Here is a 23446-nt window from a genome sequence, read left to right as displayed (position 1 = left end):
GAAAAGATGTGTTTAACTAGCACATCTTTTCACTTAAAAAGATCATCATTCAGCCGCTTCATTGGTGACACGTAAAACCTCTTCCATTGTGGTTTTACCCGCCAATACTTTACGTAAACCATCATCTCGAATTGAACCTGCATCTTTACGGGCATATTCTTCAAGTTCATACTCTGCTGCATTGCCATGAATCAAACGGCGCATCTGCTCATCAATCGGTACAATTTCATAAATCGCAGTACGTCCTGTAAAGCCCGTATGGGAACAAAAATCACAACCATTCGGCACAGGCAGTTTTAAATTGGATTCCAGACTCACAGGTTTAAACACATCTTTTTCAAAGTCATCAGCTTCACGCCATGTATGACAATGAGAACACAATGTCCGAACTAAACGCTGGGCAATCACCCCAATCAATGAACTGGATAATAAGAAGGGTTCAATTCCCATATCTTTTAAACGGGTCACAGCACCAATTGCCGTATTGGTATGTAGCGTAGATAAAACCAAGTGACCTGTTAAAGACGCTTGAACTGCGATTTCAGCCGTTTCCAAATCACGGATCTCACCCACCATCACCACATCTGGATCTTGACGCAGCATGGCTTTTAACGCACGGGCAAAAGTCATATCTACTTTGGTATTCACTTGAGTCTGCCCAATCCCTTCAAGTTGATACTCAATCGGATCTTCAGCCGTGAGGATATTTTTAGAGCCGTCATTCAAATCAGAAAGCGCAGCATACAAAGTCGTCGTTTTACCCGAACCTGTAGGGCCAGTGACAAGAATAATGCCATGTGGACGATGAACCAATTGCGTTAAACGTTCATAGTCAGGCTTCATTAAACCCAAATGAGTCATGTTGAGTCGACCCGCTTGTTTATCCAACAAACGCATAACGACACGCTCACCATGCGACGATGGCAAGGTCGAAACACGGACATCGACTTCACGTCCTGCAAGACGTAAAGAAATACGACCATCTTGTGGAATACGTTTTTCCGCAATATCGAGTTTTGCCATGACTTTAATACGCGATACCAACAATGGCGCAAGTTCACGACGAGGCTGTACGATTTCACGCAATTGCCCATCTACCCGTAAGCGAACAGATAATTTCTTTTCAAAAGCTTCAATATGAATATCAGAAGCCCCGACTCGAATCGCTTCAGACAATAAAGCATTGATGAGTCGCACGATTGGAGCATCATCTTCCTGATCCATCAAATCTTCAGTTTCAGGAATCTGATCGGCCAGACTCAATAGATCAGGGTGATCTTCAAGACCAGCTGCAACCTGTTGCGATTCGCCCGTTTCACCAGCATAGCTTGAACTGAGCATGTGATTAAACTCAGTTTCATTACATAATTGATGTTGTGCTGTACGACCAAGATAGCGGCGGGCTTCCTGAATCGCAATTTGTGCGGTATCCTGACGGCGAACAATAAAAACTTGATCACCTTCATAACGCAACAGCACTCCATGCCGTTTTGCAAAACTATATGGTATTTGTAATTGTTTGAGAACTTGCATTACAACTTATATTAATGATTTAAATTGCTTTGAGTGTACTCTATGCTCATGACAGCGTGAAGTCTGTTTGTTAAAGATTTGATGATGATTTTATGAATGGGATAAACACTTTTGTCTAAGAAGAAAGAACATCTGGAGCCAGAACTCCCTGATTTAAAGTGGTGGGGAGAACAACTGTTTGAATTGAACCAATCCAAAGCATGGCAATTTGGTTCTATGATGATGCGCATTACTCGTGGTTTACAAGAATGGCGCTTGGAATATTATCGTCCAAAATTCCAATATGACTATGAGCAGCAATGGCATAAAATCCATGATGTAAACTTTGGTTTTCCTGAACCTGTACATGTTGAACGTTATATGTTTCGCGAGACCCATAAAGCATTTCAACTCATGCCCCGTTTAGCTGACCGCTCTGTGGTGATTCGTCCTGTTGATCCAATTTATATTCCAGCAGGTCAACGCGGCACACTCTATATCAGTACACCACTGTGGATTTCAGGTTTTGTGCAAGCCCAAAAAGAACCCTTATTTGATATTCCTGTAATTTTACCTAAGGATACATGGTTTGGCCCTGATCACCGCACAGGCGAAATGTGTTATGCCACCTCAGTCGATGGTCGTACCGAATTAAATTTATTACGTCCACGTGCCTTTCGTGCAGTAACACCGATTGATTTCCACAATGTCAGTAGTCATCAGCTTCGATTTGACCGTATGAATGTGCCTGTTCCTGCGCTACCTTTATTTTATAGTGAAAGCACAGGACGTTTATGGACATCACAAATCAAGGTCGTGTATGAAGGCAATGACCGCCCTGCCCGTGTAAGAATTGAAAATCGTACACCACCTTTGGCCGGCGAAGTGATTTATGTACATCCGCCACGCTCACCAGGTGGCGCTTTGTTCAATATGTTTGATTCATTTTTCTAAGGGATGAGGTAAAAATGGCTGAATCCAATATTCCCAAAGACATTGCCAATAGCCTAAAAGGCATCTTTACCAATGTAAATGTCGACCGCTTAAGTGAAATTGCTGTTGCTCTGATCCTCTGCTTTGTGGGTTTTGTACTGGCACGTGTCATTTCCAATACCTTTATCCGTACCATAGGCGCGCGCTTTAATGCGCATCAACGTTTGGTTTGGCGTAGAGGTATTTTTTATTTTATTTTCTTACTGTTTGTGATTGCCAGCTTAAAAGAAGCAGGCTTTAAACTCAGCGTATTTTTAGGTGCAGCAGGGATTTTAACTGTTGCATTAGGCTTTGCCTCACAAACTTCAGCATCAAATTTAATCAGTGGCTTATTTTTAATTGGCGAAGGTTCATTCGAAGTTGGCGATACCATTCAAATCACTCTGATTCGTGGACATACCATTGAAGGTGAGGTGATTTCGATTGATTTACTTTCCGTGAAGCTTTTGACCATGGACAATGTCTATGTGCGCCTCCCCAATGAGCAATTGATTCGCGCCCCCGTACATAACCTATCAAAATTCCCGATACGGCGATTGTCGATTACGGTTGCAATTAACTTCAATGAAAATATCAATAAAGTCCGTGAAGTTTTAATTGATGTCGCCAACGATTACCCGTTGGTTTTAGCAGATCCTAAACCGCGTGTGACTGTTTCAGCCTTTGGAGAATCCTCCATTGAAATTTTATTTGCGCTGTGGTGTATGCAAGCAAACTATCTACAAGTCAAAGATGAAATTCATGAGTTAATCCGCAATCGTTTTGTGGAAAATCAGATTGAAATCCCTGTACCTAAAATTGGCTTTGTAGATCGTCCAAATCCCAATGAAGTTCTGCAAAATGAAGATATTGATGGTTATGCCAATAAACAGGATTTAAAATTAGAGCAACAACAAGATAAACAGCTTTAAGCAGACCAAAGCGATAACCTAGAAAACAAAAGTCCCTCATTTATGATTGAGGGATTTTTGTTTTCAATTACAAAATATTCATCAAGTTTTAAACCATCAGCTGATAAATTAATCACTTCAAAACAACAAAATGGACAATCACAATGCAACTTAATCACTATTTAAACTTTGAAGGTCAGACGGAAGCTGCTTTTAATTTTTATAAATCTGTTTTTGGCGGTGAATTTTCATTTTTAAAACGTTATTCCGAACTGCCCGATGTCCAAGTGCCAGACCAAGAGAAAAACTATATTTTACATGTTTCTCTGCCGATTAATGAATTTACTGTATTGATGGGTTCAGACACCAGCGAGCAGTTCTGTGCACCTAATAGTGCGCCATTTAGCAAAGGCACCAACCATTATATTTCAATCAACTTAGAAGCTCACGAAGCGGATGAAGCTCAGCGATTATTTACAGCACTCTCTACCAATGGTCATATTGAAATGGCACTAGAACCTACATTTTGGGGTGCTTTATATGGTGCTTTCACCGATCAGTTTGGTATTCGCTGGATGGTGAACTGTCAACTGAGTGAAGGATAATGAACAGAATATTGCGATAGCCTATTGATTGACAATGATATAGGTTATATTGCTATTACGATAACAACGTCATTTATAACAATATGATCACTGGTCTTACCCATACCCTTCTGATTATTTTAATCACACTTGCGATTTCTTTTATTGCTTGGCAGCAACGCAATGTAATGAATCGTTTGATTTTCAATGTTTCAGCGATTAAGCATGGTCAATATGATCGCTTTTTAACCCATGGTTTTATCCATAAAGATGGTATGCATTTATTTTTCAATATGTTTACCTTGTACTTCTTTGGGCGAAATGTTGAATGGTTTTTCCGTGATTACTTAAGTGGTATGGGCTTTGTCTTATTTTATTGTAGCGCTATCATCATTGCTGCGATTCCCAGCTATTTGCATAATCGAACCCTAAATTCATACCGAAGTTTAGGGGCTTCGGGTGCCGTTAATGCAGTATTATTTAGTGCGATTCTGTTTAATCCTTGGGGCATGATTTATATCTATATTTTACCTGTGCCCGCGATTATTTTTGGCACGATTTATTTATGCTATAGCCTGTATGCAATCCGTTCAGGACATTCGCCATTAATCGACCACCGCGCGCATATTGCTGGTGCAATCTATGGTTTCTTATTTCCTTTACTGTTAGAACCATCATTAGCTACAGCATTTTTCTATAAATTTATTAATTCGCCATTATTCTAAATTTCATATGGATTCAGTGATATCTAAACTGCTCTGTAAGGAAGTAAGACCTCAATATTTGAAAATTGCGCAATGATCTTAAAAGCGTTCTATCTTGAGAGAATAAATACGACTAACTCAATCTCATCAATACTATAAAAGTTGAATCCTTAGACCCAACTTTTATATTCTTAACATTTGAAATTAATGTTGATCAAGTCGAAATGAGGTCATGGTTAATGAACCAGCAACGGCTTGATCATTAAAAATATGTAACTCATCTTTCTCTTCCTGTAAGCCTAAGGCATATAACATCGGATAATAGTGATCAGGTGTGGGGATCGACAATAAAAACTCAGCACCTTGCTTTTGCCAGTCAATTAAAGCTTGATGGTTATGCGTGGCTAAGAAATTTTTCATCTTTGCATCAGCTTCTAAAGCCCAATCATAACCATAATGATCATCAAATTTATCAAAGGCAATTTTGCTTAGGTTATGTACGAGATTACCACTGGCAACAATCAATACCCCTTTACGACGTAACTGCGCTAATTGTTTAGCCAAGTCATAATGATATTGGGCACCTTGACTATAGTCGACACTCAATTGAACAACAGGAATATTGGCTTGTGGGAATACATGACATAACACGCCCCATGTTCCGTGATCTAATCCCCAACTATGATCATGATGAATTTCTATACTGTGAATTGCTTCAGTTGTTGCCTCAACCAAAGCTTTATTTCCAGTAGCAGGATATTGCACATCAAACAAAGCTTGAGGAAAACGACCAAAATCATGAATGGTTTTCGGTTGTTGCATTGCAGTGACGGCAGTACCACCTTGGGTAAGCCAATGTGCGGAAATACATAAAATTGCTGTGGGCTGTACGTCCATTTCTGCACCAATGCTGTTCCAAGTACGGGTAAAATCATTGGTTTGAATCGCATTCATGGGTGAACCATGTCCCAAAAATAGTACAGGCATGACTTCAGTATTGGGTAAAGTTGCGTTCCAGCCTTTGAGTAGCGATAAGTCACCCATTGTTTGATTTAACATTTCATCCACCATGAATCATCTTTGTTTAATTATCTGCTGTTCATTGTTGTAGATATATAGACTTTTCCAGCCTACAACATTGCAAAAATGCAACGATGAAATTTTTATCAATAGTTTTAATCAGAGAAAGGTTTTACTAACAGATGATCTTATGTTGAATCAATATTGATTTGGGCACGATACAAATAAAGCCGAATACCAATTTATATCGTTCATATCATATTCATAATAAGCAATGGCTACACCAGCTTTAACTTGAGAACAATAAAAAGCCGAACTTTCGTTCGGCTTTCATTTCAAAATCAGTACTTAGAGCAATCAAGCACCTGTTTGATAATGTGCTTTTGGTACAGCTGTAGAGGCTTGGTAAGGATGAGTAAAATCACCTAAACCTGCTGCTGCCTCATGGATATCTTTACCTTCTTTCACAACAAAAGTATCGAAACCAGAACGCTTCATATAGTTCAAAACATCTTTAAACACATCGCCTGTTGCCCGAAGATCGCCTGTATAGCCTTGGCGACGTAACAACGCAGCAAATGAATAACCACGACCATCATTAAAACCTGCGAAATCAATAAAGATCGCATCTAACTGATCTAATGGAAACGCATTGGTTTCAGGTGAAGCATCTACGGTAAGAAATAGTGCTTTTTTCCCCGTCACATTCGCAAGCTGATCCAGCTGCTCAACGGTCAACAACACATCACCTTGTGGCAATACTCCATCTTCAGCAATGATTTGATAGGTATTGTCTGCAACAGTGCCATCTTTAGAGAGGACTTGAAGTGCGGTATTAAGCATATGCGCGCTCCTTAAAAGGTTGAATACCCACTCGGCGATAAGTTTCAATAAATTCTTCACCTTCGTTACGAAGATCAAGATAAGTATTTAAAATTTCATCAATAATGTCAGGTACAGATTCTGCTGCAAATGATGGTCCTAAAATATCACCAATTGAAGCGTCATGGTCTGCATTTCCACCCAAGGTAATTTGATAGAATTCAGCGCCTTTTTTATCCACACCCAAAATACCAATATTGCCGACATGGTGATGACCACAAGCATTCATACAACCTGAAATGTTCAAGTCGATATGGCCTAAGTTATAGACTGTATCTAAATCATCAAAACGGCGTGTAATGGCTTCAGAAATCGGAATAGATTTCGCATTTGCCAATGAACAGAAGTCACCACCTGGGCAGCAAATGATATCGGTAATAAAACCAATATGTGCCCGAGCAAGATTATTCTTTTCAAGCGTTTGCCACAATTCAAATAAATCTTTCTGTGGTACATCAACCAATGAAATATTTTGTTCGTGTGTGGTCCGTAATTCACCAAATGTATATTTGTCTGCAAGATCTGCAATCAAATTCATTTCTTCAACAGTCATATCACCTGGTGCAATACCCGCACGTTTCAGTGAAATAGTGACAATACGATAGCCTGCAACTTTATGTGCATTGGTATTAATATTGAACCACTGTTTAAACTTTGGATATTCAGCAAATAAGCCACTGAAATCTTCATCTACATAATTTTGATAATCAAACGGCATAAACTCTTCGTCTAATTTTTGCAAAATTTCAGGTTGAACTTTCAAGGTTTTAATTGTTTCAGCAAATTCAGCTTCAACTTTTTCAGCAAAAACTTGTGGTGTTAATGCTTTAACCAAAATTTTAATACGAGCTTTATATTTATTGTCACGGCGACCATGCAAGTTATAAACACGCAGAACCGCTTCTAAATAAGCAATTAAATCTTCACGTGGCAACCACTCACGAATCATAGAACCAATGATAGGTGTACGACCTAGGCCACCACCCACTTTGATTTTATAACCCAACTCACCTGCTTCATTACGAGTTAAATACACCCCAATGTCATGGAATGAAGTTGCTGCACGATCAATTTCTTCAAGTGCGGAAACTGCAATTTTGAACTTACGCGGTAAAAATGCAAACTCAGGATGGAATGTAGACCACTGACGAATCAATTCACACGTCGGGCGTGGATCTGCAATTTCCCCAGCAACAACACCAGCGTATTGGTCTGTTGTGGTATTACGGATACAGTTTCCTGAAGTTTGGATCGCATGCATCTGAACAGAAGCTAAACCTTCAAGCATATCAGGCACATTTTCTAGCGCAGGCCAGTTAAACTGAATGTTCTGACGTGTCGAAACGTGTGCATAACCACGGTCATATTCTTTGGCAAGCTCTGAAACTTTACGTAATTGTTTAGAGTTCATTAAACCGTAAGGTACAGCAATACGTAGCATTGGCGCATAACGCTGTACGTATAAACCATTTTGTAATCGTAATGGACGATACTCATCTTCAGTGAGTTTTCCAGCTAAATAACGTTCCGTTTGATCACGGAATTGTGCAACACGTTCATTGATCAGTTGCTGATCGAAATCAGTATATAAATACATGGCGTACAGCTAGTAGTTTCATTATAACGATGCACAATATAACGAGTATTGATCTATCAAAGAAATGCTTTTTTTCCATATTTTATAGCGGTTTTATTGATAAGCATTGTGCAAAGATCGAATTGGCAATGCTTTACGGGCAAAGCATGCTTTTATTACGTTATGGATGATTTTCTTCATTGCTTATCTTTATTTTAGATAATAAAAAGAGCATATCGAATATGCCCTCTCTTTGATCACAGCTGTCATCCCGATACTGAACTTATTCAACCCTGTAGCTTATTGATATGTACACAGGATTGATTAAGATCAATGCCCAAAGCTGAGTTTAGCGATCTTGAGTTAATCCTCTGCTTTCTGCTGCTCATCACTATTTTCTAGTTTGTCTTCGGCAATTTTTGCGGCTTCATAACCTGCAAATGCGCCAGCTGCTTTTTCTAGAAAGCCAGCATCAGGATCTAACGTATCGACACTTTGCTCAGCAATCACTGCACCTGCAATTTTACCTAACTCGTCTAATAAACCGCTCATTGATCACACTCCGCAGTGTTTTGTTTGAGTTTTTAGTCTATGTAAACTTGTTGAAAACATTGCGAAGTTTCTGTTGTTACACTGACTAGATTATGAGAGAGCAATGCAATGATTGATGTCAATTTTTTAAAATTAAGATCCGCTTAATCTTTTAAGGCTGCAATACAGCGCCCTTTTTAAGCAGATCAAGCGATGACAACTCAGATGGTCAAATAGGTATTCTCCCAAACACTTTGGTCAAGCTCTGCATGAGAATCAGCATTCAAATCTACTTCAATCAATTGCACATAACGGCCATATACCTGATCTATCGCCAGACAATCATCTACCTCTAAAACTCGATCGGTATGTGGTTTTTGCCAATGCCCTGCAAAATGCTGTTTACCCTTGGCTTTCGCTTCAATCGCATCTTGAGCAACAATCAGGATATAGCGGTGTAACTCACCAAACTCATTTACATCATAGCCGCCTAAATTAATTAGCCAAAGCTTCTGATCTGATGCATTCGGTTGCGCATCAGTAAAATGTATTTGATATTTCTTATTTTCAAACACTAAAGCCTGTAATTTTTGCCATGCGTCGATGTGTAAGCCCTGTTGCTCACCAAACCACGCATTTTTTAATTGAGGATAAACCTCTTCAAGTGAATCGCCTACGGCAAGAACCACATCATGAACTTCAACATTGGCACGTGCATGACGGCCACCCAACATAACGATAAATAAACTAGACATATTCAGTCACTAAGTTAATGTTTGAACAAGTTTTAATAATAAAATCCCACCCACAGATAATACGGCATTGTTCAAAAAATGAATGAGTAATACATGCCAAATATTGCGTGTCCACAAATAGATCAGATTTAAAAATAAACCTGCACTCATAAAGCTGATTGTCGCGATTAAATTTCCGTCAAAATTATGATAATGGATCAAACCAAATAATATAGAGTTCAATATAATCAGTACAATGCGCCATAACCACGGTTGGATAAATAACTTTTGCAATAAAGTATAGCGAAACACAATATCTTCTAAAAGCGCAGTAAATAGTGGACCCAAGCTAATGATCAACAGACTGAGAAAAGGAATATGTTCAGGATCAATCAGGCTTTTTTCTTGTGTACTCGGCCCGAGGGGTAAAAGCTGACGTGTCAGTGAGATCACCACTTGTAGCACGATTGCACCAACCACCACTAAGACACTTGAGCGCCAAAAGGCCTGTTTATACTTTTGCCAATGCGTAAGCAACATTTCCTTATATAAGTAGCACACTAAAATAAACAGCACGCCTCTTAAAATGGTATCGCCCAGACTAACAGCTATCGAGATTCCAAATATTTTTTCTAAAATAAAGCCATTTAAAATAATTAAAGGGATGATACAAATCGCAAATGTGTCTTTCCATCCCCAGGCAATTTTTTCAGGAAAAGGTTCAGCTCGAACCCGTTGTAAAAAACGCATATAAAAAATTAACCGATTATTTTTGGTAAATTCTGGGTAATTTAGCTCATGATTTCCATGTGCTTTTTGTAGAGTTTCCCCATGATCCTGTCTAGTCCAGAAATAAAAAAGCCTCTATAAAAGAGGCTTTTAAATTGATCGAGTAAGATGAATTACATCTCGACCATTTCAACACCATCAATACGTGCAACAGTCATTAAGTCTTTGTCACCACGACCCGATACCGTCGCAATAATAATTTGATCCTTCGACATTGTTGGCGCGAGTTTAGTCACATAAGCCATTGCATGTGAACTTTCCAATGCAGGAATAATCCCTTCAATATGAGTCAAATCACGGAAGCCTTGAAGTGCTTCTGTATCATTAATTGGCACATAATTCACACGATGCATGTCTTTTAAGAAACTATGTTCAGGACCTACACCAGGATAATCCAAACCTGCAGAGATTGAATGTGTTTCAATAATCTGACCTTGCTCATCTGACATTAAATAAGTACGGTTACCATGTAAAACGCCAACATGGCCTGCATTTAATGGCGCAGAATGTTTCCCTGTTTCAATGCCTAAACCTGCGGCTTCAACACCGTACATTTTAACATCTTGATCATTTAAGAATGGATAGAACAAGCCCATTGCATTTGAACCACCGCCGACACATGCAACCAAAGCATCTGGTAAACGACCTGCTTGCTCTTGAATTTGTTTACGTGCTTCACGTCCAATAATCGACTGGAAATCACGTACCAATTGCGGATATGGATGTGGACCTGCAACCGTACCAATCACGTAGTAAGTCGAATCTACATTGGTTACCCAGTCACGCATCGCTTCGTTCATGGCATCTTTTAATGTTTTAGAACCACTTTCTACAGGCACAACTGTTGCGCCAAGCAAGCGCATACGGTAGACATTCATGGCCTGACGTTTTACGTCTTCAGCACCCATGAATACCACACACTCAAGACCTAAACGCGCGGCAATTGTTGCAGTTGCCACACCATGTTGACCTGCACCCGTTTCCGCAATAATACGTTTTTTGCCAGAAAGCTTCGCAAGTAGCGCCTGACCAATGGTGTTATTGACCTTATGTGAGCCTGTATGATTTAAGTCTTCACGTTTAAGATAAATTTGCGCACCACCCAACTCTTTCGACCATCGCTCAGCATAGTAAAGCGGACTAGGACGTCCGACATAATAAGCGAGATCACGGTCGAATTCTGCCAGAAACTGCGCATCATCTTTCATACGGAAATAGAGTTTCTCTAAATCCTCTAAAGCTGCCATTAAAGTTTCTGACACAAAACGTCCGCCATGGATACCGAAATGCCCGTTTTGATCTGGGAATTGGGTATAGTCAATCACACTATTTTGTTGATTACTTTGCTGATCCACGTTGGACTCCTTGCATAAATCGTTCTACGAGTTGTTGGTCTTTGATACCTTTTGCGGATTCTACGCCTCCGCTGACATCGACTGCATACGCTTGAGTCGTTTGTATAGCGTCTTCAATATTTTCAGGTTTTAAACCACCTGCCAAAATTAAAGCAATATCGAGTTTAGGGAATTGAGACCAGTCAAAACTGTGTCCAGTCCCTCCTTTCAGTTCAGGATGCCATGCGTCTAAAAGCATAGCACTCGCGCCAGCCTGTTGGTATTGCTGAATTGTCGTAATAATATCTGAATTTTTTGCATCAGGTTTAATCTGAATCGCTTTGTACCAACGGCGCTTATTATACTGTGCGATCTGCTGGCATTGTTGTGCAGTTTCATCACCATGAAACTGAATAATATCCAAAGGCACTTGTTCTAATACTTGTGCAATGTCTTGTGCGCTGGCATTGACAAATAATCCAACAATGTTGATATACGGTGGAATAAGTTGTGCCAATTGCTGAGCCAATTCAATCGTGACATAACGTGGACTAGGTTCATAAAACACAAAACCAATCGCATCCACACCTGCTTGTACAGCAGCTTGAATATCCTGTGGTCGTGTAATCCCACAAATTTTGGCACGGGTACGCATAGCTTTGAACTCGAATTTGTTCAGACCAAACTGATTTTTTCAGTATTTTAAGCAAATCATTGTAAAGCAAATTTATTCACTTGCGTTAAAGTTCTATAGGATTATCTGTTTTACATTGTTTATACACTAAACAAACTTTATACTGCACACAAATGCAACAAGTCTAGCTTAAGGCTTTGGGAAGTTGGTGGAAGTCCAACACTGCCCCCGCAACGGTAAAATGAAAATATTATTCTTTAATAAGTCAAAAGACTTACACCACTGCAATGTTTTGTGGGAAGGTGGAATAATCTGAATCGCTTTAGGTTCTATATTTAAGTCCGGATACCAGCTTGTTGTGCCCTTAAACTCAATCATTCACGGGGAGTGAATGTATGGAGCATATCATGTCTGTTATTTTTAAACCTACTGCACTTGTAGGTGCTGTCGCTATTGCGATGGGGTTATCTTCTCCTGCTTTTGCAGATACTTCTTCAAATTCAGAAGCAAATTCGAAACTTGATACAATTGTAATCACTGCTACTCGCTCTGAAGAAAAAATTGAAAATGTGCCAGCACGGATTTCAATTATTGAACCACACATATTAGAACAATCACCAATTGCTGAACTACCGCATTTGCTTATGAGTGATGCCTCTATTGATATGATGCAATATGGTGGTTATGGTCAAGCAGCCTCTATCTTTACACGTGGAACTAATTCAACTCACACTTTGGTACTCCGTGATGGTGTTCGTTTAAATACAGGTTCTGCTGGTTCTGCATCATTAGCTTTTATTGATACTACTGATATCAAACAGATTGAAGTACTAAAAGGCCCTGCATCAGTCTTATATGGAACAGATGCAATTGGAGGCGTTGTACAACTCATTTCAAAAACTCCTGAAAAAACGGGTGCGTTCATCACAGGTGAAATTGGTGAACACAATACCTATAAATCTGTTGTAGGTGCTGATCTCGCAGAAAATGGTTTTTATGCACAAATCCGAGGACAACGTTTAGAATCCGATGGTACTCAAGTTACAGATTTTAAAGATGCTCATGTCAAAGCGGGCTCATATGATCAAAAAGGCTTAAGTGCAAAAGTAGGTATCGAAAAAGAACATTATGCTGCTTCTATAGATTATTCACAAAATCAAGGGACTGCGACTTATATTGATGGTATAAATGACACCAATTGGAATCTAATTGGATTAAAAAATATATCGCAAGATTTTAAAAATGAAGTGATCAATATTAAAGGTCGTGTCAACATTAATGATAATCTGTCAGTTAATACACGTTTGTCACAATTTAAAGATGACTTAGAACAAAATGATTCACATGATGCTATTTATAACACGACAAAAGAAGCTGAACTGTATAGTAAATGGCAATTTACCCCAACTCAGAATATTTTAGCTGGTGTAGCCACTAAAAATATAAAATCTGATGTGCTTTCAGGTAGTGGTGCCTATGGTGTGGATTACAACAAAGATGTAGATAGCACAGGTTATTTTGTACAACATCAATACCAATCAAATAAACTACATACTCAATTGGGTTTACGTGTAGAAGATCACGAAACCTTTGGCACGCATACAGTAGGCCAAGCAGCTGCACGCTATCAAATTTCACCTGCAACAAGTATTTATACCAATATTGGTACAGCATTTCGAGCTCCAACCAACAATGACCTTTATGCGCTAAATTGGGGTGGAAATCCAAATTTGAAGCCTGAAGAAAGTATTTCTTATGAAATTGGTTTAGATCAAAAAATTACTGATCAGTTAAGCCTAGGATTATCTGCATATCGTAATGAGGTTGATGATTTGATCACGTATGTGACAGATCCAATCACATATGAAAGCAGATTATACAATGTCAAAAAAGCAACCTTTACAGGTGGTGAGTTTAATTTAGATTGGGCAAATGATGAATTATTTACTAATCTTTCTTATGCATATGTACAACCTAAAGACAAAGAGATAGATCAAGACTTGAATCGTCGTTCGCGTCAAAGTCTAACATTGACAGCAGGTATACAGAACGAAGTTTATGGCATTAGTACATCACTTTCTGCAAAATCTAGACCTAAAAATAGTACAGTTTCTGGTTATGCTACTGTCGATGTTAATGCTTTTTGGAATGTAAATCCAAATGTAAAACTATTTACAAACATCCAAAACATTGGTGATGTTGAATACAAAACAACTTCATACAGTAATGGTTACTACTACATCAACGGTGGTCGACTTGCATCTGCAGGGGTAACTTTCCGCTACTAAAAGCGACACCCAAAAAAATATCTAAAACAGCGCAGTTTATGGATAATGTTTTGACCGACATTATCCTTTTTTATTCTTTATCTTTTCATTTTTCTCTAGGACAAAATTATGGGACATCGTTTAAGTAAAATTTATACCCGTACAGGCGATTCAGGCACCACTGGATTAGGAGATGGTTCTCGCGTAGCGAAAGATGACTTACGTATTACCGCTCTCGGTGATGTAGATGAACTAAATTCTATTGTTGGTGTATTACGTTCACAAATTTCAATGAGTAACATCGTCGATAAAGCCGATTGGGATAAATCACTGAGTTTAATTCAACACTGGCTATTTGATTTAGGTGGTGAAGTCTGTATTCCTAACTACAACTTGCTTCAACCTGTTTGTGTTGAATTTCTTGAAAAGGAAATCGACAAAATGAATGAAGACTTACCAATGCTTAAGGACTTTATTCTACCTTCAGGAACATTAGCATGTAGCTATGCGCATCAAGCACGTGCTGTATGTCGTCGTGCAGAACGCAGCTTAATGACCGTACACAGTCGTGATCAAAATATTCAAGCAACTGCTCTACAATTAATTAACAGATTATCCGACTGGTTTTTTGTTGCTTCACGCACCTTACAACGTGCAGAAGGTGGTAGTGAAGTGCTTTGGCAAAAGAACATCAATGATACGATTTAACGATAAATCACTGTCTAGAAGTAAATTTTTAACAGTATGATAAAGTCAAGTTATTGCTAAAAGTAAGACTTAAACGATTACTAGACAGATGAAAATGAGAATGTGAGTTCATTATGAGAATTATCGGACATCGTGGCGCGCGTGGTGAAGCACCTGAAAATACCTTAGCGGGATTTCAATATATTCACGATTTAGGTATCCGTGCAGTTGAATTCGATGTTCGACAATTAAAAGATGATGAACTCATTATCATGCATGATGATAATTTTTTAAGAACGACCGGAATAGATCAAGCACTGTATGATTTAAACAGCACTGAATTAGCGGCCTATAACCAAGCCAATATCTGGATGGATTGGGAAAAACAAATTACCCCTACCTTAAGCCAAAGCCTAAAGATTATGCAGGACTTTGAGCATATTGAAGTTGAAGTGAAAGCTGTAGAAACATTGCAACACGCTGAACAACTCATCATCGAATTACAAAAACAACTGCGAGGTTTTGAAAATGTCGCAGTGATTACCAGTTTTGATTTAAAAATACATCAAGCCTTACAACAGCAAAACTCAAGTTTTAAACGTGGTCTACTGATTGAAGATGACATCCAACAACGTGCGATCGAACAAGCATTACAACTGGGATGCTGCCAGATTGGATGGATGAATCAATTGGCAACAGATGAGCTCATTCAAGCAACTCAGCGTGCAGGTTTGGGCATCAGTGTTTGGACCGTCAATGATATTGAGCGCGCTAAGCATTTAAGAGATTTGGGGATCAATGGATTAATTACTGATTTCCCAAAAATGATGCAGCTTGCCTTAGCGCAAATTCAATAACTCAAATCCATTTAATAACACAATAAAGTAGAATTTTATTTTGAACTTTTGAGGGTTCCAAAATTAAAATTTAACTTGAGAATCAATTATCTAACCCCCTAAAAATCAAATTGGATAAGACAGAAAAATTCTTACACTATTGTGACATTTAAATACGACGTTTTAACCATTCATTTTTTTCGATCAAACCGCTAGAATTCATGTTTTATTCTGTTACTGTTTTATACAATACAGATGTACACTAATACTAGTGAACACATGTTCGCCCATGATAATATCTGTGAAAGTATAGCCTAGAAAAATGCTGAAGCTATGCGTTTAACTTTACCTGATTAAGGTTCTTAGGAGTGCTGTTGGAGATGAATGCTCCCCTACCCAAAGCCCCAATAAATTGGATCGGTGTTTTTGCCTTGGTTTTTTTACCTCTTGTGGCAGTAATTGCGATCCCTTTATATGCCTACCACCATGATTTTAGTGCGGCAGCTTGGATTAGTTTATTCGTTTTACTCGGTCTCAGTAGTTTAGGTATTACTGCAGGTTATCATCGCTTGTGGGCACATCGTGCATACGAAGCGACTTTACCACTTAAAATCATTTTGATGATCATGGGAACTTTTGCTGTTCAAAACAGTATTTTGTTCTGGGCTTCTGGTCACCGTACACATCACCGCCATGTGGATGATGTGGATCAAGATCCGTATTCGATTAACAATGGTTTTTGGTACGCTCATATTGGCTGGATGTTACGTAATTATCCTGCTGCTGAATCAAATTATAAAAATGCACCTGATTTGTTGAATGACAAAGTGGTTATGTTCCAAGACAAGTATTATGTTCCACTTGTGATTGCTGTACATGCTGCGATTTTAGTTCCACTGGGTTGGGCTGTAGGTGACATGTGGGGCGTATTACTCTTAGGTGGTTTACTCCGCTTAATCATTAGCCACCATGTAACATTCTTTATCAACTCACTCTGCCATATGTGGGGCAAACGTCCTTATACTGACGAAAATACTGCACGTGATAACTTTGTTCTTGCCATTGCAACATGGGGCGAGGGTTATCATAACTATCACCATATTTTCCAATACGATTATCGTAATGGTGTGAAATGGTGGCAATATGATCCAACAAAATGGTTGATTTGGTCGTGCTCTAAAATCGGTTTAGCCAAGAATCTACGTCGTATCCCAAGCTTTAATATCAAAAAAGCGGAATTGGCGATGAGATTTAAATATGCTGAACAGGATTTAGCGATTTATGGTCATAACGTCAATGCAGACATCATCGCGATGAAACAAAAAGTATCGCAAGAATATGAAGCATTCACCAATACGTTAAATGATTGGGCTGCGTTAAAAGAACAAGAGCTACAAGCGAAAAAAGCATCTGTTGCTGAAAAAATCCACCAAATGGATGTCAAACTCAAAGTTGATTTCCAATTGGTCGAACAGAAACTTGCTTTCCATCGTGAACGTTTAGAAACATTGATGCGTGGAATCAAAAAGAACGTTGTTTCTTAAATTCTCAATACACATCAAAAGCAAAGCTCCGAAAGGGGCTTTTCTTTTATCCATTTTTTACAGAAACTCATACTGAGAATATTGAGAGAAAATAATATGCAAATTAATAACATCCCCTTTGGCATTACCAACTGGGCAGAAGTTCCAACAACGCGCCATGAGGGTGAGCAAGGCTTTGCACTTTGGCGCACACAACAATTTGATAATATTCGAGTGCGAATGGTCGAATATTCTGTCGATTATTTGGCTGATCACTGGTGTCTTAAAGGTCATATCCTGTTTTGCTTAGAAGGTGAATTGCACACTGAACTTGATGATGGACGTACCTTTACCTTAAAAGCAGGGATGAGTTATCAAGTTGCAGACCAAGCTGAAGCGCATCGTTCTTCTACCGCATTTGGTGCAAAACTATTTATTGTTGACTAAAACAGTCGACATTATCTCAACAGCTTAAAACTTTGCTATATTGAGAGGGACAAGTAAAACCATTGTGACCGATCGCTATGCAATTTGCCCCACGTTATCCATCTCTCGATTCAAAGCTCTACCATGAGCAAATGCCTAGTCCACTGAAAGGTGCAAAGGCTGGGCATTTTAATGCTGCGCTTGCGGATGAATTACAATGGTCTGAAGATGAAAAAGCCCAATGGGTCGAGATTTGTAGCGGACAAAAAACCTTTGCTGAATTTCATCCCCTTGCCATGGTTTATGCAGGGCATCAATTTGGACAATGGGCAGGTCAATTGGGGGATGGACGTGGCCTATTGATAGCGCAAATTTTAAATCGACAAGGTCAAACCATTGACCTACATTTAAAAGGTGCAGGCTCAACCCCCTACTCTCGTATGGGAGACGGACGTGCTGTATTACGTTCTGTGATTCGTGAATATCTAGCGGGTCATGCACTCAATGCACTGGGGGTTCCTTCAAGCAATTCTGTAGGCTTTACTTCTTCAACCCAAGGCGTACAACGAGAAAAACTTGAACTTGGTGCAATGATGTTACGCACTTCGGATTGCCACATCCGTTTAGGGCATTTTGAATGGATTAATCAATATCAGCCTGAATTACTCACTGAATTTACCCAAAAATGTATTGAATGGCACTATCCACAATGTTTGAGTACTGAACAGCAAAAGTTTGAAGACACTGTTCTAGCATTTGCAACGCAAGTGATTCAAAACACCGCTGTCATGATCGCAAAATGGCAATTGGTTGGTTTTGCACATGGGGTTATGAATACAGATAATCTCAATATTACAGGTTCTACCCTCGATTTTGGCCCTTATGGTTTTATGGAGCGTTTCCGTCCCAATTGGATCAACAATCATAGTGATTACAATGGTCGTTATACCTACCAAAACCAACCGAGTATTGCACATTGGAACTTATGGAATTGGTTAAACAATTTAATTCCACTGGCACAAGCAGAAAATAAAGAACAATTTAAGCAAGACCTCGTCGAATGTTTAGAGCATTTTGAACCGACCTTTCTAGAACATTATACCCATGGGCTATGCCAAAAACTTGGACTACCCAGCTTCCACAAAGATAGTTTTGATTGTGGTATGGCATTTTTAAGAATTCTACAAAGTGAGCAACTCGACTATACCGACAGTTTTCTTCGCTTACAGAATAAAGAATATGAAGCTATTAAAGATGATTGCCTAGATCGCTTTCAATTTGAAAACTTCTTGACGCAATATCACAATATTCGTGAGCAGCAAGATGTTGATGTACTTGATGCGGAAATGAAAAAGGCCAATCCAGTCTATATTTTAAGAAATCATATGCTACAAACAGCCATTGAACAGGCTGAACGTGATGATTTTTCTGAGGTTGATCGCCTATTTAAATTGCTTGGTCAGCCCTTTACCAAACAAACGGATTTAGAAACAGCCAAAGATTTAGCGCCTTTACCGAGCGACGTTCCTGAAGTGATGGTGAGTTGTTCTTCTTGATCAAATAAATTGCCGAATCACTTTCTTTGATCTGCCCCATCATAGTTACCCACAATTTCTGTGGATAAACTTGTGTTTATCCACAGGATAAATCCACAATCACAAATTAACTACAGCTTTTGTCTTTAGAATGAATAAAATTTAGGCAATACAGGGTTTTACAACATTAGTATTCTAAAATGAATAAAAAATACCTCATTCCATGCTTGATTCTTTTGGCTATAGCTATAGCAAGTGTCTGGACTTATCAAAAATATAATCAATTTATTCCAACCGCAAATGCTGCCATACATGTGCAGAATTTATCTGAGCAAGAGATTCAACGTCTTCGTCAAAACACGCCAATCACCGAAGTTAAAGTTTATAAATCGGATCGTATTGTTAAACTCATGCATCATGATCAAGACATACGAACATATCCAATGCGCTTAGGCTTTGATCCTATTGGACATAAAGTTAAAGAAGGTGATGGAAAAACCCCTGAAGGTCGTTATATTCTAGATTGGCGTAATCCCAATAGTGCATTTTATAAATCGCTGCATGTGTCCTATCCAAACCAACAGGATAAATCTAAAGCCAACCAACTTGGCGTTTCTCCTGGTGGCGACATTATGATTCATGGTTCAGCAACACGCTCACAAGTGGAAAAACTCCCGAGTTTAATGACCTACTTACCTAGAAATGACTGGACATGGGGGTGTATTGCCGTTAGAAATATAGATATGGATGAAATTTGGAAACTGGTCGATGATGGAACAGTGATTAGCATTTATTCATAAATAATATTTTAAAAAGAGACAGTGATGACTGGTGAAGAAATCCGAACTTTAGCATTTAAGATTGCGTCACATTTGCCTAAATCCGAACTTGACTATCCTTTTGGTGAGGATGTTCCTGTTTTTAAAGTGATGGGAAAAATGTTTATGTTAGGCTCTGAACTGCATGGCAAAAAACTGATTAATTTAAAAGTTGAACCTGATCATGGAGAAATGTTGAGAGATCTCTACCCCTCGATTCAGGTGGGCTACCATATGAATAAACGTCATTGGATTTCAATCTATGAAGGCGAACAGATCAGTGCTGATCTGATTCAAGACTTGGTTGAAGGCTCTTATGAGCTTGTGAGCAAGAGCCTGACCAAAGCCCAAAAGCAGGTATTGGCGGTTTATCAACACATTAAATAATTAGCGGGCTTTGGATCGCACATTTGATCAACAGACCTAACCTCTATCTATACACGATTCAGTCAAAATCAGAATGTATCAATAAACATAAAGTTATATGTTTATTTTTCAAACATAACTTTTTACATTTATAAACATTTACCCACAATATCTGTGGATAAACCTGTGTTTATCCACAACGATGAACTTAAAATGTCGAAAACTTAATCTTCTGGATATTCAAAACGGTAGCCTACGCCATAAACAGCTTGTACCCATTCATGACGATTTCCGGTTTCCGCTGCTTCAGATATTTTACGACGTAAGTTCTTGATATGACTATCAATAACACGGTCAGCAACATCAAAACTATCTGGGTTAATATGGTCTAAAAGTTGAGCTCTAGAATAGACTTGTCCCAAATGTTCGAGGAAAAGCTCTAAAAGGCGGAATTCAGTTGGCGTTAAATTCAACGATTTTTGTTGATACCAGATACGTTGTTGTGCTTTATCAATACGAAATAAGTCATTGGCTTCAGGTTCAGCTTTACGTTCTAAACGGCGTAATACCGCTTGTACACGTGCCACCAACTCTTTTGGGCTAAAAGGTTTACAGACATAGTCATCTGCTCCCATATTTAAACCCAAGACACGATCGATTTCTTCAGTTCGTGCAGTCACCATGATAATCGGTAAGTCGGTTTGCTCACGCACTTTACGGCAAATGGTCAAACCATCCATACGCGGAACCATCAAATCCAACACCATTAAACTTGGCTTGCGTTGCAGAAAGCTGTCATAAGCTTCTTGACCATCATGAAACATACTGACTTCAAAGCCCGCTGCTTCTAGATAATCCCGCACCAATTGCGCAAGTTCAACTTCATCCTCTACCAGCATGATATGCTTCATGTTGTACTATTCCTTTTTAAACTTTAGTATGTTTTGAAAATGTCAGTTTGCAACGCAAACCGCCTAATGGCGAATGATCAAAAGTAAGCTGACCACCGAGTGTTTGTGCAATTTTACCTGATAAAGCCAATCCCAATCCTGTACCGCCTGTACTACGTGTACGTGAATTATCCACACGATAGAAACGTTCGCCCAAGTGTACAATCTGTTCATCACTCAAACCCAATGGGCTATCATCAACGATCACACTCCAAGAATCTGCATCTTGCTCTGTATGCACTTGGACTTCACCACCTGCTTCAGTATAGCGAATACTATTTCCAAGTAAGTTGACCATAATTTGCTTAAAGCGATCTATATCTAATTGTAATTTCGCTCCCTCACCTGTGGCTGAAATTGTTAAATCAGCCTGTTCAAATTTAGGTTTAAAATTCTCGATTTCCTGTAAAACCACCAACCAAGGATCAATTTCTGCAAAGTAGCATTTTAATTGTTGTGCTTCAGCTTGCGCCAAATCGGCTAAATCCTGTGTGAGCTTTTTCAAGCTCGTGACCTGACGTAACATCGCTTCAAAATGTTCTGGTGTCGGCTTGCGAATTCCATCCTGCATGGCTTCAATCTGTGCTTGCAATACTGCCAATGGCGTTTTTAACTCATGTGAAGTATCTGCAACCCACTGACGGCGTGATGTTTCATGCTGGTCGAGAATGACAGCCAGTTGATTTAACTCTGTCGACAAGTCTCCCAATTCATCATTACGGTTAATCACCACTTGATGCTGGTAGTTACCTTTGGTTAATTCGCGAGTTGCGTTCAATAAACGTTGAATCGGTGTTTTAAAATAAGTCGCCAATAACAATGCGGCAACCAAGCTGGATAAGAAGGTGAAGATATAAATCAGCACTAAATAACGCTTTTGATTACTAAAGAAGTTAATACTCAGTGCATCATCCTGATCTAAAACTGGTTTTAAACCCAAGTAACCGACCACTTCATCATTGACTAAAATCGGACGATAAGACACCTGATCATCTGACGGCTCACCTAAAATAAACTGTTGTTTTGCATCATATAAAGAAAGTCGTGAACTCAGACCCAAACGGTCAGGCAATGACACAAATATTTTTTTGCCATTCTGCGGATTTACCGTTCGCATCGGATCTCGCGTTGATGCTTCTTTCGCTGCAGAAGCTGGTGCTTCGTGTCCTGCTGAAAGATGACCTTTATCTTTACCTATAGGCGGTTTATTTGCTTTACGATCTGAGGGTCTATATAAGTTTTGATTTGAACTAAGCGGAAATTTCAAACCTTCAAAGGGTTGATAAGCTGAGGGTAAATTTTCTTCGAGAATTTTCAGTTCTTCTTTATCCAGTTGAGACTTATGAACGGCACCGTCCGTTTGTCCCAAAGTCGCCACCATTGTATGTTCTTTAAAGTAGCGTTGCTGTAAAGCGATATCATACTGACGACGTAGCCACCAGCGTGATAATTTATCATAATCATCAGGCGCAGCATCACCTTCAATTTGCAAAATCTGTGCTTGAACCGCGTTACCCCAGTCTTGATAGACTCCATATACATCTGCCAAGTTTTCGATCAGATGATCAAGTTTCTGCATTTCAACATCTGCAACATATCTGGCAAAGTTCTTTTGCATGGTCCAATGTAAAACACCCAAGCTCACTGTTGTAATGACTAAAGTTGTCAATAAAACGGTCAGAAATAAGCGTAATGCAATGGGAACTCGACGTATTTTCAAAACTGGTCTCACGTTTTTCTTCTCATTTCAACATTGTACCCAACAGTTGCTCAAAATTCTCTCCATTGTTTCTACATCATTATTATTTAATCTTTACTGTATCAACAGAACATCAAAATATTCATTGGAGTAGTA

The 23446-nt window shown here is 39.0% G+C and carries 23 protein-coding genes and 1 riboswitch; of the genes, 12 read left to right on the top strand and 11 right to left on the bottom strand.

Annotated features, from left to right (window positions below):
• Positions 1–45: 45 nt before the first annotated feature.
• Positions 46–1533, bottom strand: a complete 1488-nt coding sequence (gene gspE, locus ASC84_RS05460) for a type II secretion system ATPase GspE (RefSeq protein ID WP_004725986.1) — start codon at positions 1531–1533, stop codon at positions 46–48.
• A gap of 111 nt (positions 1534–1644) precedes the next feature.
• On the opposite strand from gspE, the gene ASC84_RS05455 reads away from it, so the two are divergent.
• The 4 genes from ASC84_RS05455 to ASC84_RS05440 all read left to right on the top strand — a co-directional run bounded on the left by ASC84_RS05455 (position 1645) and on the right by ASC84_RS05440 (position 4704).
• Positions 1645–2466 (top strand): hypothetical protein, encoded by an 822-nt coding sequence (locus ASC84_RS05455; protein ID WP_004725984.1) that lies wholly within the window; start codon positions 1645–1647, stop codon positions 2464–2466.
• Between the two features lie 14 nt (positions 2467–2480).
• Positions 2481–3416, top strand: coding sequence for a mechanosensitive ion channel family protein (locus ASC84_RS05450; RefSeq protein ID WP_004725982.1), 936 nt, complete (start codon positions 2481–2483; stop codon positions 3414–3416).
• 143 nt (positions 3417–3559) lie between these two features.
• Positions 3560–4000, top strand: a complete 441-nt coding sequence (locus ASC84_RS05445) for a VOC family protein (RefSeq protein ID WP_056512360.1) — start codon at positions 3560–3562, stop codon at positions 3998–4000.
• An 83-nt stretch (positions 4001–4083) separates the two neighbouring features.
• Entirely contained in the window at positions 4084–4704 is a 621-nt protein-coding gene (locus ASC84_RS05440) for a rhomboid family intramembrane serine protease (RefSeq protein ID WP_004725978.1), read from the top strand.
• Positions 4705–4887: 183 nt separating this feature from the next.
• Here the strand turns inward: ASC84_RS05440 and ygiD are convergent, their stop codons facing one another.
• From ygiD to ASC84_RS05400, 8 genes are all read right to left on the bottom strand, one after another.
• A complete protein-coding gene (gene ygiD, locus ASC84_RS05435; RefSeq protein ID WP_004725976.1) occupies positions 4888–5742 on the bottom strand; it encodes a 4,5-DOPA dioxygenase extradiol in 855 nt (284 codons plus the stop codon).
• 318 nt (positions 5743–6060) lie between these two features.
• A complete protein-coding gene (locus ASC84_RS05430) occupies positions 6061–6546 on the bottom strand; it encodes a DUF934 domain-containing protein (RefSeq protein WP_056512359.1) in 486 nt (161 codons plus the stop codon).
• Entirely contained in the window at positions 6539–8182 is a 1644-nt protein-coding gene (locus tag ASC84_RS05425) for a nitrite/sulfite reductase (RefSeq protein WP_034612410.1), read from the bottom strand. The genes ASC84_RS05430 and ASC84_RS05425 overlap by 8 nt, the downstream gene beginning before the upstream one ends.
• 342 nt (positions 8183–8524) lie before the next feature.
• The gene (locus tag ASC84_RS05420; protein WP_004725970.1) at positions 8525–8713 is read right to left on the bottom strand and encodes a hypothetical protein; all 189 of its coding nucleotides are present in this window, start codon (positions 8711–8713) and stop codon (positions 8525–8527) included.
• Positions 8714–8913: 200 nt separating this feature from the next.
• Positions 8914–9447 (bottom strand): DUF1543 domain-containing protein, encoded by a 534-nt coding sequence (locus ASC84_RS05415; protein ID WP_056512356.1) that lies wholly within the window; start codon positions 9445–9447, stop codon positions 8914–8916.
• A 9-nt stretch (positions 9448–9456) separates the two neighbouring features.
• The gene (locus tag ASC84_RS05410) at positions 9457–10176 is read right to left on the bottom strand and encodes a CPBP family intramembrane glutamic endopeptidase (protein ID WP_056512353.1); all 720 of its coding nucleotides are present in this window, start codon (positions 10174–10176) and stop codon (positions 9457–9459) included.
• A 152-nt stretch (positions 10177–10328) separates the two neighbouring features.
• On the bottom strand, positions 10329–11570 hold the full coding sequence (gene trpB, locus ASC84_RS05405; RefSeq protein ID WP_004725964.1) for a tryptophan synthase subunit beta: 1242 nt from the start codon (positions 11568–11570) through the stop codon (positions 10329–10331).
• On the bottom strand, positions 11554–12204 hold the full coding sequence (locus ASC84_RS05400; protein WP_004725962.1) for a phosphoribosylanthranilate isomerase: 651 nt from the start codon (positions 12202–12204) through the stop codon (positions 11554–11556). The genes trpB and ASC84_RS05400 overlap by 17 nt, the downstream gene beginning before the upstream one ends.
• Positions 12205–12346: 142 nt before the next feature.
• A riboswitch (cobalamin riboswitch) is annotated at positions 12347–12555 on the top strand.
• 35 nt (positions 12556–12590) lie between these two features.
• Here ASC84_RS05400 and ASC84_RS05395 point away from each other — a divergent pair.
• The 8 genes from ASC84_RS05395 (at position 12591) to ASC84_RS05360 (ending at position 20662) form a co-directional block, all read left to right on the top strand.
• On the top strand, positions 12591–14471 hold the full coding sequence (locus ASC84_RS05395) for a TonB-dependent siderophore receptor (protein ID WP_056512349.1): 1881 nt from the start codon (positions 12591–12593) through the stop codon (positions 14469–14471).
• A gap of 108 nt (positions 14472–14579) precedes the next feature.
• On the top strand, positions 14580–15158 hold the full coding sequence (locus tag ASC84_RS05390; protein ID WP_056512348.1) for a cob(I)yrinic acid a,c-diamide adenosyltransferase: 579 nt from the start codon (positions 14580–14582) through the stop codon (positions 15156–15158).
• Between the two features lie 113 nt (positions 15159–15271).
• The gene (locus ASC84_RS05385; protein ID WP_056512347.1) at positions 15272–15994 is read left to right on the top strand and encodes a glycerophosphodiester phosphodiesterase; all 723 of its coding nucleotides are present in this window, start codon (positions 15272–15274) and stop codon (positions 15992–15994) included.
• 359 nt (positions 15995–16353) lie between these two features.
• On the top strand, positions 16354–17517 hold the full coding sequence (locus tag ASC84_RS05380; protein WP_004725954.1) for an acyl-CoA desaturase: 1164 nt from the start codon (positions 16354–16356) through the stop codon (positions 17515–17517).
• Positions 17518–17613: 96 nt separating this feature from the next.
• Positions 17614–17943, top strand: a complete 330-nt coding sequence (locus ASC84_RS05375; RefSeq protein ID WP_004725953.1) for a DHCW motif cupin fold protein — start codon at positions 17614–17616, stop codon at positions 17941–17943.
• A 77-nt stretch (positions 17944–18020) separates the two neighbouring features.
• A complete protein-coding gene (locus ASC84_RS05370) occupies positions 18021–19478 on the top strand; it encodes a YdiU family protein (RefSeq protein WP_056512344.1) in 1458 nt (485 codons plus the stop codon).
• A 179-nt stretch (positions 19479–19657) separates the two neighbouring features.
• A complete protein-coding gene (locus tag ASC84_RS05365; RefSeq protein WP_004817028.1) occupies positions 19658–20257 on the top strand; it encodes a murein L,D-transpeptidase family protein in 600 nt (199 codons plus the stop codon).
• 24 nt (positions 20258–20281) lie between these two features.
• Complete coding sequence (locus ASC84_RS05360) at positions 20282–20662, top strand: MmcQ/YjbR family DNA-binding protein (RefSeq protein WP_056512341.1); 381 nt, start codon at positions 20282–20284, stop codon at positions 20660–20662.
• Between the two features lie 203 nt (positions 20663–20865).
• On the opposite strand, the gene ASC84_RS05355 is transcribed toward ASC84_RS05360, so the two are convergent.
• Together ASC84_RS05355 and baeS are read right to left on the bottom strand one after the other, a co-directional pair.
• Positions 20866–21552 (bottom strand): response regulator, encoded by a 687-nt coding sequence (locus ASC84_RS05355; RefSeq protein WP_004725942.1) that lies wholly within the window; start codon positions 21550–21552, stop codon positions 20866–20868.
• Between the two features lie 16 nt (positions 21553–21568).
• Complete coding sequence (baeS, locus tag ASC84_RS05350; RefSeq protein WP_056512390.1) at positions 21569–23311, bottom strand: sensor histidine kinase efflux regulator BaeS; 1743 nt, start codon at positions 23309–23311, stop codon at positions 21569–21571.
• Positions 23312–23446 lie beyond the last annotated feature (135 nt).

It is taken from the genome of Acinetobacter sp. Root1280 (assembly GCF_001425285.1).
Taxonomy (GTDB): Bacteria; Pseudomonadota; Gammaproteobacteria; order Pseudomonadales; family Moraxellaceae; genus Acinetobacter; species Acinetobacter guillouiae.
Note: the sequence above shows the minus strand (reverse complement) of the source record. Positions and strands in the feature narration are given on the sequence as shown.